This is a genomic window from Rhodanobacter sp. C05, from assembly GCF_002001165.1.
GTDB lineage: Bacteria > Pseudomonadota > Gammaproteobacteria > Xanthomonadales > Rhodanobacteraceae > Rhodanobacter.
On record NZ_MUNQ01000010.1, the window covers coordinates 141,122 to 155,523 of the forward strand.

The 14,402-nt window shown below is 65.3% G+C and carries 11 protein-coding genes; 7 read left to right on the forward strand and 4 right to left on the reverse strand.

Features of this window, described 5'->3' with window-relative positions; genetic code table 11:
* Nucleotides 1-49: 49 nt before the first annotated feature.
* Entirely contained in the window at nucleotides 50-829 is a 780-nt protein-coding gene (locus B0E51_RS10535; protein WP_077444860.1) for a c-type cytochrome, read from the reverse strand.
* A 116-nt stretch (nucleotides 830-945) separates the two neighbouring features.
* On the opposite strand from B0E51_RS10535, the gene B0E51_RS10540 reads away from it, so the two are divergent.
* On the forward strand, nucleotides 946-1,656 hold the full coding sequence (locus B0E51_RS10540) for a GTP-binding protein (protein ID WP_077444861.1): 711 nt from the start codon (nucleotides 946-948) through the stop codon (nucleotides 1,654-1,656).
* 44 nt (nucleotides 1,657-1,700) lie between these two features.
* Here B0E51_RS10540 and B0E51_RS10545 read toward each other — a convergent pair whose 3' ends face one another.
* Nucleotides 1,701-2,192 (reverse strand): GAF domain-containing protein, encoded by a 492-nt coding sequence (locus B0E51_RS10545; RefSeq protein WP_077444862.1) that lies wholly within the window; start codon nucleotides 2,190-2,192, stop codon nucleotides 1,701-1,703.
* A 120-nt stretch (nucleotides 2,193-2,312) separates the two neighbouring features.
* Here B0E51_RS10545 and bioD point away from each other — a divergent pair, with 120 nt between their 5' ends.
* The 3 genes from bioD to dcp all read left to right on the forward strand — a co-directional run bounded on the left by bioD (nucleotide 2,313) and on the right by dcp (nucleotide 5,716).
* Entirely contained in the window at nucleotides 2,313-2,990 is a 678-nt protein-coding gene (bioD, locus tag B0E51_RS10550) for a dethiobiotin synthase (protein WP_077445004.1), read from the forward strand.
* Nucleotides 2,991-3,042: 52 nt separating this feature from the next.
* On the forward strand, nucleotides 3,043-3,390 hold the full coding sequence (locus tag B0E51_RS10555) for a hypothetical protein (protein WP_077445005.1): 348 nt from the start codon (nucleotides 3,043-3,045) through the stop codon (nucleotides 3,388-3,390).
* Between the two features lie 115 nt (nucleotides 3,391-3,505).
* Nucleotides 3,506-5,716, forward strand: a complete 2,211-nt coding sequence (gene dcp / locus B0E51_RS10560; RefSeq protein ID WP_077444863.1) for a peptidyl-dipeptidase Dcp — start codon at nucleotides 3,506-3,508, stop codon at nucleotides 5,714-5,716.
* Nucleotides 5,717-5,783: 67 nt separating this feature from the next.
* Here dcp and B0E51_RS10565 read toward each other — a convergent pair whose 3' ends face one another.
* Nucleotides 5,784-6,758, reverse strand: a complete 975-nt coding sequence (locus tag B0E51_RS10565) for an alpha/beta hydrolase (protein ID WP_077444864.1) — start codon at nucleotides 6,756-6,758, stop codon at nucleotides 5,784-5,786.
* A 102-nt stretch (nucleotides 6,759-6,860) separates the two neighbouring features.
* On the opposite strand from B0E51_RS10565, the gene B0E51_RS10570 reads away from it, so the two are divergent.
* The 3 genes from B0E51_RS10570 to B0E51_RS10580 all read left to right on the forward strand — a co-directional run bounded on the left by B0E51_RS10570 (nucleotide 6,861) and on the right by B0E51_RS10580 (nucleotide 10,938).
* Nucleotides 6,861-7,736, forward strand: a complete 876-nt coding sequence (locus B0E51_RS10570) for a LysR substrate-binding domain-containing protein (RefSeq protein WP_077444865.1) — start codon at nucleotides 6,861-6,863, stop codon at nucleotides 7,734-7,736.
* A 151-nt stretch (nucleotides 7,737-7,887) separates the two neighbouring features.
* Complete coding sequence (locus B0E51_RS10575) at nucleotides 7,888-9,723, forward strand: monovalent cation:proton antiporter-2 (CPA2) family protein (RefSeq protein ID WP_077444866.1); 1,836 nt, start codon at nucleotides 7,888-7,890, stop codon at nucleotides 9,721-9,723.
* 90 nt (nucleotides 9,724-9,813) lie between these two features.
* The gene (locus B0E51_RS10580; protein ID WP_077444867.1) at nucleotides 9,814-10,938 is read left to right on the forward strand and encodes a glycosyltransferase family 9 protein; all 1,125 of its coding nucleotides are present in this window, start codon (nucleotides 9,814-9,816) and stop codon (nucleotides 10,936-10,938) included.
* Here the strand turns inward: B0E51_RS10580 and B0E51_RS10585 are convergent.
* Nucleotides 10,914-14,360, reverse strand: coding sequence for an ankyrin repeat domain-containing protein (locus tag B0E51_RS10585; protein WP_077445006.1), 3,447 nt, complete (start codon nucleotides 14,358-14,360; stop codon nucleotides 10,914-10,916). The two genes, B0E51_RS10580 and B0E51_RS10585, sit on opposite strands and share 25 nt — an antisense overlap.
* Nucleotides 14,361-14,402: the final 42 nt, after the last annotated feature.

Below are 14,402 nucleotides of genomic sequence, written 5' to 3' on the forward strand. Positions count from 1 at the left end.
AACCGACCGCGCCGACCTTTCGGTCGGCGCGGGGATCAATCGGAGTGGATCAGGGTGTAGAGGCCGCAGGCTGGTTGTCGGCGCTGTGCAGGCCCTCGATATAGCTGGCCAGCGCGGCGATGTCGTCGGCGTCGAGTTTCTGCGCGATCGACGGCATGATCTGCGAGTGCGGATCGTCACCCCAGCTGGTGCCGTCATGCCAGGCCTTCAACGTAGCCTGGATGTATTGCGCGTGCTGGCTGGTCAGTTCCGGATACATCGCGCCCGGGTTGCCGTGACCGTCGATGCTGTGGCAGGCCATGCAGGCGGGGATGTCGCGCTTGGTATCGCCCTGACGGAACAGCGTCTCGCCTTTTTCCACCAGAGCCTGGTCGGCCACGCCGGGCAGCGGGGTCTTGCTGGCGAAATAGGCGCCGATGTCATGCATGTCCTGCTCGGACAGTGGTGTGGCCATGCCCAGCATGATCGGGTTCTGTCGCTTGCCGGCCTTGAAGTCGGTCAGCTGGCGGACGATGTACTGCTCGCTCTGGCCGGCCAGCTTCGGGTACTGCGCATCGCTGGAGTTGCCATCGAGACCGTGACAGGCGCCGCAGACGGCAGCCTTGGCCTGGCCGGCGGTGGCGTCACCCGGCTTGACGGCGGCTTCGGCGGTCGGCGCGGCCGCTGCGCTGCCCGCGCTCGCCGGTGCTGCGGCGGTGCCGGCAGCAGCTGGCGTGGCGGTTTTCGGCTGCGCACCCTGTGCCATCAGCGCACTGGCGGACAGCGCGAACACGAGGGCTACGGCAGACCCGAGAACAGCGGGTCGAAAACCAGCGGAGCGAAAACTCATACACTTGACTCCCGAAAGACTTGCAAACACTGCCGTCGATTGCAGCCATCAGGCCTGCAGCAGGCAGAAACCGCAGAATTATCCCTGTGCCACCGTACCTTGGTCAAACCATTCCCATGTCGAATCCCCTGCAAGGCGCGCAGTTTGTGCTCGCCGCCCATCGCATCAACCAGTTGCCCGCCGATCAAGGCGCCGAAGTGGCGTTCGCCGGCCGCTCCAATGCCGGCAAGTCCAGCGCACTGAACGCGCTGACTGGCCACAAGGGTCTGGCGCGCACCTCCAAGACGCCCGGTCGCACCCAGCAGATGGTCGCTTTCAGCCTGCCGTCGTACAAGGATGTACCAATGTCGCGGGCGCAGGATGCGCAGGAGCGACCGTCACCGGCCCAGATCGATGGCCAGCCGCCGCTGGATGTGCGCCTGATCGATTTACCGGGTTACGGCTACGCCAAGGTGCCGCTGGAGATGCGCGAGCACTGGAAGCTGGAGATCGATGCCTATCTGCATCAGCGCCGGAGCCTGCGCGGGCTGGTATTGATCGTTGATATCCGCCATCCGCTGAAGGAGTTCGACCGGCTGATGCTGGAGTTCTGCTTCGCCACCCAGCTGCCGTGCCACCTGTTGCTGACCAAGGCCGACAAGCTGTCGCGCGGCCAAGCCACGCAAGCGCTGGCGACACTGCGCAAGCAGTTTGCGGCCGAAGGGTTGCATGCCACTGCGCAGATCTTTTCCTCGTCCGCCGGCACCGGCGTGGAAGAGGCGCGCCAGGCGGTGATGACTTTGCTGCGGCAGCCGCGCGAAGGTTCACACCAAGGGCGCGAGCGCTGATGTTGCTGGTGGGATCGACTTGACGTTGCTCCCACTCAGGCCGATCAACCGTGCACGGCTTCCATGAACACGGCACACAGCGCCTGCATGCCCGCGCGGTCGTCTTCGTCGAAGCGGTCGATCACCGGGCTGTCCACATCCCATACGCCGAGCAGGGTGCCGTCGGCCTTGACCAGGGGCACCACGATTTCCGATTGAGAGGCGGCGTCGCAGGCGATGTGGCCGGCGAAGGCGTTGACGTCGCGCACCAGCTGGGTCTCGCGTTTCTGCGCGGCGGTGCCGCAGACGCCACGACCAAGCGCGATGCGGATGCAGGCAGGCTTGCCCTGGAACGGACCAACTACCAGCTCGTTGCCGTCATAGAGGTAGAAGCCGGCCCAGTTCAGCTCAGGCAGGCTGTGGTAGACCAGTGCGCTGAAATTTGCCGCGTTGGCGATCAGATCGCGTTCGCCGGCCAGCAGACCGCGGGCCTGTTGCACCAGGTCCGCGTAATGTTCGCGCTTGCTGGCGTGAACAGGTGATTTCAGTTCGAACATGCATGTTGTCCAGAGCCAAAGTATCTATTATGCGCCGGGCGATCCGGGCAGGCTTGCAAGTGGCGATGGTCGAACGGATCGCCATGAACTTCATCGAACATGGGATTGGACTTGTCCGAGATCAACCGCAGCGTCTTCATCGCCGGCACCGATACCGGTATCGGCAAGACCCATGCGGCGTGCACGCTCTTGCATGCGTTGCGTGCAGCCGGATATACCGCCTGCGGCATGAAGCCGGTGGCCAGCGGCTGCATGGAGACGCCGGAAGGCCTGCGCAACGACGATGCGCTGGCGCTGCAGGTCGCCAGCAGTGCTGTGCAGCCGTATTCGTTGATCAACCCGGTCGCATTGCGCGATCCGCTGTCGCCACATCTGGCAGCGGCCCACGATGGCATCGAGATTTCGCTGGCGCCGCTGCATCGCGCCTTCGAGCAGCTCGTTGGCAGCCATCAACGCGTGGTGGTCGAAGGCGTCGGCGGCTGGCTGGTGCCGCTGGCGCCGGGGCTGTTTGCGGCGGATATTGCGAAGCAATGGCGGCTGCCGGTGATCCTGGTGGTCGGTCTGCGGCTGGGTTGCCTCAACCATGCGCTGCTCAGTGCGCGGGCGATCGATGCGGACGGTTGTCGTCTGCTCGGCTGGATCGCCAACTGTATTGATCCGGACATGGGCGCGCTGGAAGAGAATCTGATGACCCTGCGCGAACTGCTGCCGGCACCGTGTCTCGGCGTGCTTCCGCATGGGGTGGCACCAGTGGTGGCGGCCGCGTACCTGCATGCCGCCGTGGCGGCCTTGGACTGAGCTTCACATCTGCTGTGCTTGGATGGCGTGGATTTCCCTCGACGGAGGCAACATGGCTCGTAACCACTACTTCCTTTCGATCGCCGATCTGGCGCATGCGCGTGGCGCCGATCCGCGCTTTGCCTATGACGGCGCCGGTCCGAACGACTTTGCTGTCGCGTTGCAGCAAGCATTGCGTGGCGACGACCTTTTCAAGCGCTGGCGTGCGGCACAACCGGATCCCGATGCGGTGGATACCGCGCTGGGCACCACCGACCCCGCGGCGCAGGTGAGCGCCAGGGTCGCCGACCTGCATACCGAGGTCGATCTGGTGACCGAGCTGCCCATGAGCGTGGTGCGGCAGCGGCTGTATCTGCTGATCGGCGCGGCGTGGCAGCTGCGCGACATGCGGGCTGCCTGAGCCAGCGGCATTGCCGGCATGACTTGTGGGCTTGGAGAAACTGCCTCGGAATGGGTACAGTCGGAAGTTCCGACTTACTGTGTCCGATCACGGACGCGCCACTTGGGGAAGCCAGATGCTCCGTCTCCGCTTGATTGTGATTGCTACCACGATGGCGCTCGCCGCCTGTTCGCAACAGCCGAATGATGCCGCCACATCACCCGCAAAAGCTGCCACGGCGGCTCCCGCCAGCAGCGCCGCACCGGTCGCCACTGCCATGACCAGCAACCCGTTCTTCGACGCCAGCACGCTGCCGTACCAGGCGCCGCCGTTCGACAAGATCCACGATGCGGATTACCAGCCGGCGATCGAGGAAGGCATGAAACAGCATTTGGCCGAGATCGAGACGATCGCGGACAACCCGGATGCGCCGACGTTCGAAAACACCTATGTGGCGATGGAGAAGTCCGGCGTCATGCTGACCCGCGTGCTGCAAGTGTTCGTTGCCGTCACCGGTGCCAACACCGACGATGCGTTGCAGAAGGTGCAGGAAGACGAAGCGCCCAAGCTGGCTGCCCATCAGGATGCGATCTACCTCAACGACAAGCTGTTCCAGCGTGTCGAGGCGGTCTACAACCAGCGCGACACGCTCAAGCTCGATCCGGAGTCGGCACGCCTGGTCGAAGTCGTCTACAAGGATTTCGTGCATGCCGGCGCCAAGCTGTCCGAGACCGACAAGGCCAAGCTGAAGGATCTCAACAAGGAAGAATCGACGCTCAGCACGGAATTCACCAACAAGCTGCTGGCAGCCACCAAGGATGCCGCCGTGGTGGTCGATGACAAGGCCAGGCTGGCCGGCCTGTCCGATGCCGAGATCGCTGCCGCCGAGCAGGCTGCCAAGGATCGCAAGCTTGACGGCAAGTACGTGCTGACGCTGCAGAACACCACGCAGCAGCCCGAGCTGCAGGATCTGAGCGATCGCGATACCCGCAAGGCGCTGTTCCAGGCGTCGTGGAACCGTGCCGAGAAGGGCGACGCCAACGACACCCGCAAGATTATCGAACGTCTCGCGCAGATCCGTGCGGCACAGGCCAAGCTGGTCGGCTTCCCGAACTACGCAGCGTGGAAGCTGGACGACCAGATGGCGAAGACCCCGGAAACGGCGATGTCCTTCATGGACAAGCTGGCACCGGCTGCAGTGACCCGCGCGAACAAGGAAGCCGCCGACATCCAGGCGCAGATCGACAAGGACCAGGCCGCACTCAAGCAGCCCAGCTTCAAGCTGGAGCCGTGGGACTGGAACTACTACGCCGAGCAGGTACGCAAGGCCAAGTACGATCTGGACGAGGGTCAGATCAAGCCGTATTTCGAACTCGACAATGTATTGCAGAACGGCGTGTTCTATGCCGCCAACCAGCTGTACGGGCTGACCTTCAAGGAGCGCAAGGACATCCCGGTGTACCAGCCGGACGTGCGCGTGTTCGAGGTGTTCGACAAGGACGGCAAGTCGATTGCGCTGTTCTACTGCGACTACTTCAAGCGCGACAACAAGAACGGCGGCGCCTGGATGGACAACTTCGTCGGCCAGTCCAAGCTGCTGGGCACCAAGCCGGTGATCTACAACGTGGCCAACTTCAGCAAGCCGGCCGCCGGCCAGCCTGCGCTGCTGTCGCTTGACGACGTGGTCACCATGTTCCACGAGTTCGGCCATGGCCTGCACGGCATCTTTGCCGACGAGCAGTATCCGACCCTGTCCGGCACCGCCACGGCACGCGACTTCGTCGAGTTCCCGTCGCAGTTCAACGAGCACTGGGCGACCGATCCGAAGGTGTTCGCCAATTACGCGAAGAACTACAAGACCGGCGAGCCGATGCCGCAGGCCCTGGTCGACAAGATGAAGAAGGCCGGCAAGTTCAACTCGGGCTACGGCATGACCGAGCTGACTGCCGCAGCCCTGCTCGACATGAACTGGCACATGCTCGGTGCCGATGCTCCGCTGCAGGATGCCGATCAGTTCGAGACGGCTGCGCTGAAGAAGGACAACATCGATCTCAGTTATGTACCGCCGCGCTACCGTTCCAGCTACTTCCAGCACATCTGGAGCAACGGCTATGCCGCCGGCTACTACGCCTATCTGTGGACACAGATGCTGGCCGACGATGCCTTCATCGGCTTCAAGGACCATGGTGGCCTGACCCGCGAGAACGGTGACCGTTTCCGCGCCATGATCCTGTCGCGCGGCAACACCGTGGAACTGGCGAAGCTGTACAAGGACTGGCGTGGCCAGGATCCGAGCATCGAGCCGATGCTGATCAACCGCGGCCTGAAGGACGCGCCGAACAAGTAGGCCGTCATGGTGGCATGAAACACGAAACGGGCCGGCATCATGCCGGCCCGTTTTTCATGGGCGACCGTCAAGGCACGGCTGGGCCGGTCGGAGGCTGCATCCCTGGATGGCGTGCCAGGAAGTCGGACACAAGCCGCGCGATTTCATCGGGTATCTGCAGCGTGGCGAAGTGGCCCGCATCGAGAACATGTATCTCCGCCTGCGGCGCATCGCGCAGGTAGGCGAAAGCCCCGGGTGTGGTGAAGAAGTCATCATGGCTGCCCCACAGCACCAGCACGGGAATCTTCAGTTTCCTGAGCTGGGCCTGCCATGCGGGATAGCGCGCGACGTTGTTGCCGTAGTCGAACCACAGGTCGTTGCGCGCCTCGATCACGCCCGGTCGCTGCTCGGCCGTGGTTGCCTGCAGCAGCACATCCGGACTGATGTCTTCATCGTCGCTCCAGCCGACGGCGCGCGGGTAGCCGAGTGATTTGGCGTAGCTGGCGCGGCGCGCATCGACGGCGGCATTGCGATGCAGCCAATGCTGTCGCAATTCGCCCTGCGGGTCCTGCGCGGAGGGAAAGCCGTCCAGATGGATGACGCCGTTCTGCACGATGAGCGCGGTGATCGCCTGCGGCTCGGCGCTGACCAGCCGGAAGCCGACCGGGACACCGTAGTCCTGCATGAAGAGTCCGTACTGCGTGATGCCGCGCGCCTTCAGAAAATCATGCACCGTCGCGGCCACATGATCAAACGTGTACGCATAGGTCTTGCGATCGGGCGCATCGGAATAGCCGAACGAGGGATAGTCGATCGACACGACATGCACGGGCTGCGTCGCCACCAGATCCTCCATCACCTTCACGTACTGGATCGACGACAGCGGGTTGCCGGGCAGGAACAGGATGGTCGGGGCCTTCGGGTCGCCGCCCTCGCGATAGAACAGATGGATGCCGTCCACGTTTTGCCAGCCGTGCGTGAGCGTTGCGGCGCTGGCGGGCAACGCCGTCGCACCGAGGCCGGATAGAAAGAGCAGAAACAGCAGGCGACGCATGGCGCTCATGAGGGTTTCCGGGTATTCCGTCGAATGTGCACGCTAGTATTGGATGCGCGCCATGTGCCGTGAAGTGATGATTCCTCACCATGCGATGAATGCGATTCAACGATGAAATATCTGCTGCCGCCGATGCATACCCTGCGCACGTTCGAGGCGTTGGGCCGGCTTCGCCACTTCACGCGCACGGCCGAGGAATTGCATCTCACGGCGAGTGCGGTCAGTCATCAGGTCAGGGCGCTCGAGTCGTTCCATGCCACCCGGCTTTTCGTGCGCAATCGGCACGACGTGGCGCTGACGCCGGCAGGCGAGCGCCTGATGGTGGCGGTCCGTCATGCCTTGCAGCAACTCTCGGTGGCCAGCGAATCCATCCGCGTGCAGGATGCGACCCGCCTGTCGGTAACGGCGCCTCCCTCGCTGGTCAGCCGCTGGTTGATGCCGCGGCTTGGTGTGTTCCTGCAGCAACACCCGACGGTTGATTTCAGGCTGCGCGCCACCTCGGCGGTGGTCGATCTGGCTGCAGAAGAAATCGATCTGGGCATTCGCTTCGGCGGCGGTCGATGGCCGGGTATGCGCAGTGAAAAACTGTTTGACGAAGAAATCTTCCCGGTGGCGTCACCGGCCTATCTGGCGCGCATGAAAGTGCGTCGCTGGGCGGATCTGCGCCGCTGTCTGCTGCTGCGCGACGACTTCCACCCGTGGGAAGACTGGTTAAAGGAGATCGGTGCCACGACGGCGGGTCATGCATTCGGTTCGGTCTTCAACGATTCGGCGCTTTCGCTGCAGGCGGCTGAGGCAGGGCACGGAGTGGTCCTGGCACGCAGCCTGCTGGCGGCCGACGCCATCAAGGCCGGCACGCTGGTGCGGGTCGGCAAAATGGCGGTGCACTCGCGCGGCAGCTATTACCTGGTGACGCCCTCTGGGCGGCCGGATGTTGCAGCGGTCGAGATGTTCCGTGAATGGTTGCGCGAAACGGCCGGCCACTGATCATGGTCAGCAGCTTCGGCGACCGCTGGACGTGCCGAAGAAGCCGGTATTGCCTCGCGAGTCCCCGCAGGCATCCAGCGTGATCTGCGCGACCCGCACAGACACGGGTCGCGTGGAATAATCGAGCCTCCCCGACCGGAGCGGCGCACGCGTGGACAGCCATCATTTTCTGCAGACCGCGGTGGTGTTCCTGCTCGCCACGGTGATCGCCGTGCCGCTGACCAAGCGCTTTCGGCTGGGCTCGGTGTTGGGCTATCTGCTGGCCGGCGTGGTGATCGGGCCGCAGTTGCTGGGTCTGGTCAGTGATACCGAAGGGGTCGCGACGATCTCCGAATTCGGCGTGGTGCTGATGTTGTTCGTGATCGGCCTGGAGCTGTCGCCGCAGCGATTGTGGGTGATGCGTCGTTCGGTGTTCGGCACCGGCTTGTTGCAGGTGCTGAGCTGCAGTCTGGCGATTGGCGCGGCGGCCTATTTCCTGTTCGGACTGTCCGGCAGCGCGGCGGCCATCATCGGCGGCAGCCTGGCGCTGTCGTCCACCGCGTTTGGCCTGCAGATACTCGGCGAGCGCAAGGAGGCTGGTTCGGCCTATGGGCGCCAGGCCTTCGCGATCCTGCTGTTCCAGGATCTGGCGGCGATCCCGCTGATCGCGGCGGTGCCGTTGCTGGCGAGTTCGTCGTCGGCGCACGGCATCGACCTGTTGGCGATGTTGCGCACGATCGTGGTGATCGCGCTGGTGATGGTCGGTGGTCGCTATCTGCTGCGCCAGGTGTTCCGTTTCGTGGCGCGTGCCGACTCGGTGGAGGTGTCCACCGCGACGGCCCTGCTGGTGGTGATGGGGACTGCGCTGCTGATGGAGCTGGCGCATGTCTCGACCACCCTGGGAGCGTTTCTTGCCGGCGTGCTGCTGGCCGATTCGGAATACCGGCACGAACTCGAATCGCATATCGAGCCGTTCAAGGGCCTGCTGCTGGGGCTGTTCTTCATCAGTGTCGGCATGTCGATGGATTTGTCCCTGCTGCTGAATCAGCCACTGCTGGTGCTGCAGTTGGTGGTTGGGCTGATGCTGCTGAAAGGTGTGTTGCTGTGGCCGCTGGGACGACTGCTTGGCGAGCTTGATCGCACCGATGCGCTGCGACTGGCGGTACTGCTGGCCTGCGGCGGCGAGTTCGCCTTCGTGGTGTTGAAGCTGGCCACCGGACAGCAGTTGCTCAGTCCGCGAGAAGGCAGCCTGCTAGTACTCGCGATCACCCTCTCGATGGCGCTGACGCCGTTGCTGGTGGCATGGGTGGCTAAGCTGCTGGGTGGCAAGTCGAGAAAGCCGACGCGTCCGTACGACACGATCGACACTCACACGCCGCGAGTGATCATTGCCGGTTACGGCCGCATGGGACAGATCGTCGCCCGTGTGCTGCGCGCGCAAGGCATCCCGTTCGTGGCACTGGATCACTCAGTGGAGCAGCTCGATCTGATCCACCGCTTCGGCAACGTCACGGACATCTTCTACGGCGACCCGGCGCGGCCGGAGTTGCTGCGTGCCGCGCAGGCGGACAAGGCCGAGGTGTTCGTGCTGGCCAGCGACGATCCCGAATCGAGCCTGCGTGTGGCGCGGGTGGTACGCAGGCAGTATCCGCACCTGAAGATCATCGCGCGCGCACGCAACCGTCAGCACGTGTGGCGGTTGATGGATCTGGGCATCGACGACCCGGTGCGCGAGACCCTGTATTCCAGCCTCAAGATGACCCGCAAGGCACTGGAAGCGCTAGGCCTGGCGCCCGAGCTGGCGGCCGATCAGGTGGAGCGTTTCCGCCGCCAGGACGCGGAGTTGATCAAGCTGCAGTACGCGGTCTACGACGACGAGGCGAAGCTGGTGCAGACCACACGCGAAGCACTTGCCGACCTGGAGAAACTGTTCGAGGCCGACGCCGAACCCGCCGCTGCAAGGATCCGCCAGCGCGATGCCGATGTGCCGCTGGCAGGTCCCGATTGACCCCCACTAGTCCGTCGACAGTGGTGAAATCGACTGGGGACCGGCGTACGCTGCGTCAACCGCATGCGAATTCCGGCGTTGCTTGGAAACATGCCTACGAATCAGCCTTCCGCGCCGACCGGTCCCGTCGTCATCCGTTTCGGCCGGCTTGGTGACACGATCCTGCTGCAGCCCTTGTTGCGCAAGTTGCACCAGCGCTATGGCCAGCCTTGCCAGCTGCTGGCCCTGGGTGACTGGTCGCCGGCACTCTATTCGGCACAGCCGGAAGTGGGCAGCTGCATTCCGCTGAACTCGCATGCCGGGCCGATCTGGATGCGTCCGCAGCGCTGGCGTGCGGCGATGGCATTGCGACGACTGCGCGGATCGCCGTTTTACATCAGCGAACCGGTCGAGCGCACGCGCACCAAGATTCGCCCGATGCTTGAGCTGGCCGGTGTGCCGGCCGAGCACTGCACGTTCATCGAAGACATTCCGCTGATCGAGCACGAGCACTGGGTGGATCTGCTGCTGCGCTTTGGCGACACCACACCGACCGCGTTCCGCAGTCTTTGCCGGCCGCTGGCGGCACCGGTTCGTGCCGCGCCGCAGCTTTATGCCAGCGCGGCCGAACGCGCCGAGCGGGATGCATGGCTGGGCGCGAAAGGTTATAGCGGCCGCCCATTGGTGCTGCTGCAGCCGGCCAACAAGCGCACCATGCGCTGGAACGGGGTGCGTGCCGCCGAGGACGACGACAAGTCCTGGCCGGCCGAGCGTTGGGCTGCACTGGCGCGCGCCATCAGTTGCCGCATGCCGCAGGCGCAGGTGCTGTTTTGTGGCTCGTCGGCCGAAGCGGGCTACCTCGACACCTTGCTGTCGGTCACGGATGCGCGATCATCCAGGATCGAAGCTGGCGTCTTGCCGCTTGGCCGCCTGAAAGCACTGCTGGAGATCGCCAGCAGCATGGTTTCGGTGGATACCGGTCCAGCCCATCTGGCTGCCGCCATGGGTTGCCCGTTGGTGGTACTGATGGGTTCGCGTGAGCCGGAGCTGTGGACACCACGCAGCGGAGCGGGCAGCGAGGTCGTGGTCCTCGGCGGCCTGCCGGCCATCCGGCGAGTCGATGAAATCGAAACCGCACAGGTGGTGAGTGCGTGGCGTGCACTGCGGCGGCGCCCGCCGTTGGCAGACGCTGCCGATACCGGGCTGTCAGCCTATTCGGCGGGTTGCGCTGGCTGACGCAAGGTCTGCCGCACACTCGGAACCACGTTGCTGCGGGCAGCCAGTTCGTGCGCGATATCGATATAGCCAAGCTGGCGCGCCACGTCGGCAGCCGTGCGGCCGAAGGCATCGGCCGCCGCACGGTCGGCGCCGCGCGACAGCAGCACGCGTGCCGGCGGCAGCAGTGCATGCATGGCGCAGGCGTGCAACGCGGTGACGCCGCGTTGGTCGGCGTGCTCGACCTTGGCGCCGGCTTCCAGCAACAACGGCACCAGCGCACCGATGTGAGTGGCATCGCATTCGCTGCCGGGGCGAAGTTGTGCGCCCAGCAGCAGCAGCAACGGAGTCTTGCCTTCGTTGTCGGCATGGTTGATGTCGGCACCGCGCTTGAGCAGGCCGTCGAACAGCCGGCGTGCACGCAGACTGTCGCTGTGCTCGAAGCCGAACTGCGCGGCGGCATGCAGCGCGCTGCGGCCATTCGCATCGACGGCGTTGACGTCGGCACCGGCATCCAGCAGGCGCTCGGCGATTTCCGGGTAACCCATTGCGGTCGCCACCATCAGCGCGGTGGCATCGTTCGGCAGCCGCTGGTCGGCGGCAATGTGGTGTTCCAGCAGCAGTTCGACCAGCGCCTCGCGCCGTGCTGCTACTGCCGCGGCCAGCGGTGTCACGCCGCTGCTTGCGCTCTGTGAGGCATCGGCCCCGGCAGTGAGCAGGCTGGCGGCGATCTCGCGGTGTCCGGCACCGCAGGCGCGCAGCAACGCCGAGGCACCCTGCTCGTCGCGCGTGTCGACCGGGAAACCCAGCTCCAGCAGACGTTGCACCGTGGTCAGCGCGCCGGCGGTCGCGGCCGCGGGAAGATCTTCCGCTCGCAGCGGGCGGTTCGGTCGTGGCCAGTCGCGCCAGTCCAGCCAGCGCTCCACCGCCGGGTGTTCCAGTGCCAGTCCCAGCGGTGTTTCGCCATTGGCGTCGGCCGCTTCAGGGTTGGCGCCATGCGCGATCAGCGTGCGCACCAGCGGGAGTGCCTGTGCGCCATGCTCGAGCGCGGCAAACAACGGGGTGCGGTTGTCACGATCGCGCGTATTCGGATCGCAGCCGCGCGCCAGCAGTGCCTGCAGCAGGTCGAGCTGGGCGTTGACTACAGCGAGATGCAACGGGGTGCGCTCGCGTGCATCCGGGCCAAACGGATCGGCGCCACGCTCAAGCAGGTTCAGCGGCAACGCAGCGCCTTGGGCTGCACCGTTCAGTCGCGACAAGGTCTGGGCCAGCAGGCCGGCGCCGGCCGGGCTGGCGCCGGCCTGCAGCAGATCGTCGAGTGCCTCGGTCGAATTCGGCAGCTGCAGCAACAAGGCATCGAACAGGCGCCGGCCTAGCGGCGGCAAGGCAGGTGTCTCGCCGGTTTCGGCGTCATCGAGCCGCGGTGCTTCCAGTCGCGCCTCGGCGTCGAGACCGCGCTCGAGCAGCCAGCGACGCGCGGCGGTAAGACCGGGCGTGGCCAGATCGAGGTAGAGCTGTGCCAGCTGTGCCTGTGGCCATTCACGCACACGCTCGGCAAAGCTCGACACGATCGCCCAGTGCCCGAAGCGCAACGCGTCGAGCAGGTGTGCCGGTGTGTCCTCGCCTTCGGCCAGCAGATCGCGACTGAGGCTGGCCGGCAAGGGCGTATCCGGATCGAGCAAGGCAACCAGATCCCAGCGCCCAGCAGCGGCGGCGTGGTCGAGTGCGCTGCGGCCATCGCTGCCGGCTGCCTTTGGCTCGGCACCCAGCGCGAGCAGGGCGCATACGGTTTCACCATGTGCATGCGGCGACTGACAGGCGAGGGTGAGCGCGTCACGGCCGTGCAGGTCGCGTGCACGTGCGTCGGGCTGTCCTTCGGCCAGCAACTGCACGATGCCGCCGGCGCCGGCACGAGCGGCCTCCATCAGTGCCGTGCTGCCGTGCTGGTCGGCCAGGTTGACGTCGGCGCCGGCGGCACACAGCGCGCGGGCGATCTGTTCGTGGCCTTCCGCGGCTGCATTCAGCAGCGCGTGTCGATGGCGTGCATCGACTGCGTTCACCGTGGCCCGATGCTTGAGCAGCAATTTGACGCCGGTGGCATCGTCATCGGCGATGCCGGCGGCGGCAACCAAGGCGGGTTCGCCATCAGCCGGCGTGGGCTTGGCGCCGTGTTCCAGCAGGAATTTCGCCAGCGGCCAGTTGGCGGCGCGGCAGGCGGTGGCCAGCGGACTGATGCCGGCCTGGTTCAGCGCGTTGATCGGTGCGGCGGCATCCAGCAGCATCGCCGCCACGCCTGCTTCGGCGCTGAGCACCGCGCCGTGCAGAGGCGTGTTGCCTTCCGCATCGGTGACCAGCGGGCTGGCGCCGTTGGCGAGCAGGGTGAGCACTGCCTCGGCGCGGCCATGCCAGCTGTCGCGGGTGGCGGCCAGCAGTGGTGTGAGGCCGCCGCTGGTGCGATTCACATCGGCACCTTTGGCGATCAGTGCGCGCAGCAGACGGGTATCCGGCAGCAGCGCGGCCAGCATCAACACCGGACGCAGGTCGCGATCCCCGGCAGCGGGTGCGGTGTCGGGATCGGCACCGGCATCGATCAGTGCCAGCGCACGTTCGATATCGCCGTCGCGGGTGGCGGCCAGCAAGGCTTCCGCTTGTTCGGGTGTACCGGCAGTGCGTTCTTCCTCGCTCAACACGGGGCGCGCAGCGCTTGCAACAGCCTTTGTCGGCAGCAGGTCGTTACGCCGACGCGGCTGGTGCCGCTCGCACAGCAGTGCGCGGAGCGTGCGATTGGCGATGACCAGGCAACCCAGCGGCAGCAGCACGAGGCCGTACAACGCCAGCGCGGCAATGCGCGGTTCGGACGGCAGCATGCCGACCAGGCCGGTCAGTGCAATCGCACCGAACGCCAGCGCCAGCAGGGCCAATGCGGCGGGCAGGAAGTGGCTGAAGAAACGCTCCTCATGCGACAGGTGACGGCCGAAAGCGATGCTGCGCAGGGTGGCGGTGAATATCCACGAACCATCGCGCTGGGTCGGATAGGCGTCGTCCCATACAAACACCAGTCCGAATGCGGGCCACAGCCGCGACAGTGCCACCAGCGCAAGCACCAGTGCCGCCGCCAGCAGCAGCGCCGCGCCCAGGCTGGGCGTCTGGCTCAGTTGCAGCATCGGCCAGGCGACCAGCACGAACACCAGCGCGGTGTAGGCCGTGAACATCACCAGATGCGCGGCGCCGCGACGCAGCACGGTGCGGCCGAAGTGCGGTTCCGGATCAAACCCGATCGCATGGCAAATCGCTGCCATGGTCAGCGCATTGGCCAGCAGCAGCGGAATCAGGGTCAGCGGATGGGTCGCCAGTCCGGCTGCAGCGACGGCGATCAACCCCGGAAGAAACCAGGCGAGAGCTTGCAGGAGGGGCGGGCGGCGGCGCGATTTGGGCTGGGTCATGCGGACAGTATAGAAATCGTTGGGCAGGCAGACGGTAACCAA

Excerpts from the sequence above, each read along its gene's own strand:
- B0E51_RS10535 (WP_077444860.1), bottom strand. The coding sequence starts at position 829 with ATGAGTTTTCGCTCCGCTGGTTTTCGACCCGCTGTTCTCGGGTCTGCC.
- dcp (WP_077444863.1), top strand. The coding sequence starts at position 3,506 with ATGCTCCGTCTCCGCTTGATTGTGATTGCTACCACGATGGCGCTCGCC.
- B0E51_RS10570 (WP_077444865.1), top strand. The coding sequence starts at position 6,861 with ATGAAATATCTGCTGCCGCCGATGCATACCCTGCGCACGTTCGAGGCG.
- B0E51_RS10545 (WP_077444862.1), bottom strand. The coding sequence starts at position 2,192 with ATGTTCGAACTGAAATCACCTGTTCACGCCAGCAAGCGCGAACATTAC.
- B0E51_RS10580 (WP_077444867.1), top strand. The coding sequence starts at position 9,814 with ATGCCTACGAATCAGCCTTCCGCGCCGACCGGTCCCGTCGTCATCCGT.
- B0E51_RS10555 (WP_077445005.1), top strand. The coding sequence starts at position 3,043 with ATGGCTCGTAACCACTACTTCCTTTCGATCGCCGATCTGGCGCATGCG.
- B0E51_RS10585 (WP_077445006.1), bottom strand. The coding sequence starts at position 14,360 with ATGACCCAGCCCAAATCGCGCCGCCGCCCGCCCCTCCTGCAAGCTCTC.
- B0E51_RS10540 (WP_077444861.1), top strand. The coding sequence starts at position 946 with ATGTCGAATCCCCTGCAAGGCGCGCAGTTTGTGCTCGCCGCCCATCGC.
- B0E51_RS10565 (WP_077444864.1), bottom strand. The coding sequence starts at position 6,758 with ATGAGCGCCATGCGTCGCCTGCTGTTTCTGCTCTTTCTATCCGGCCTC.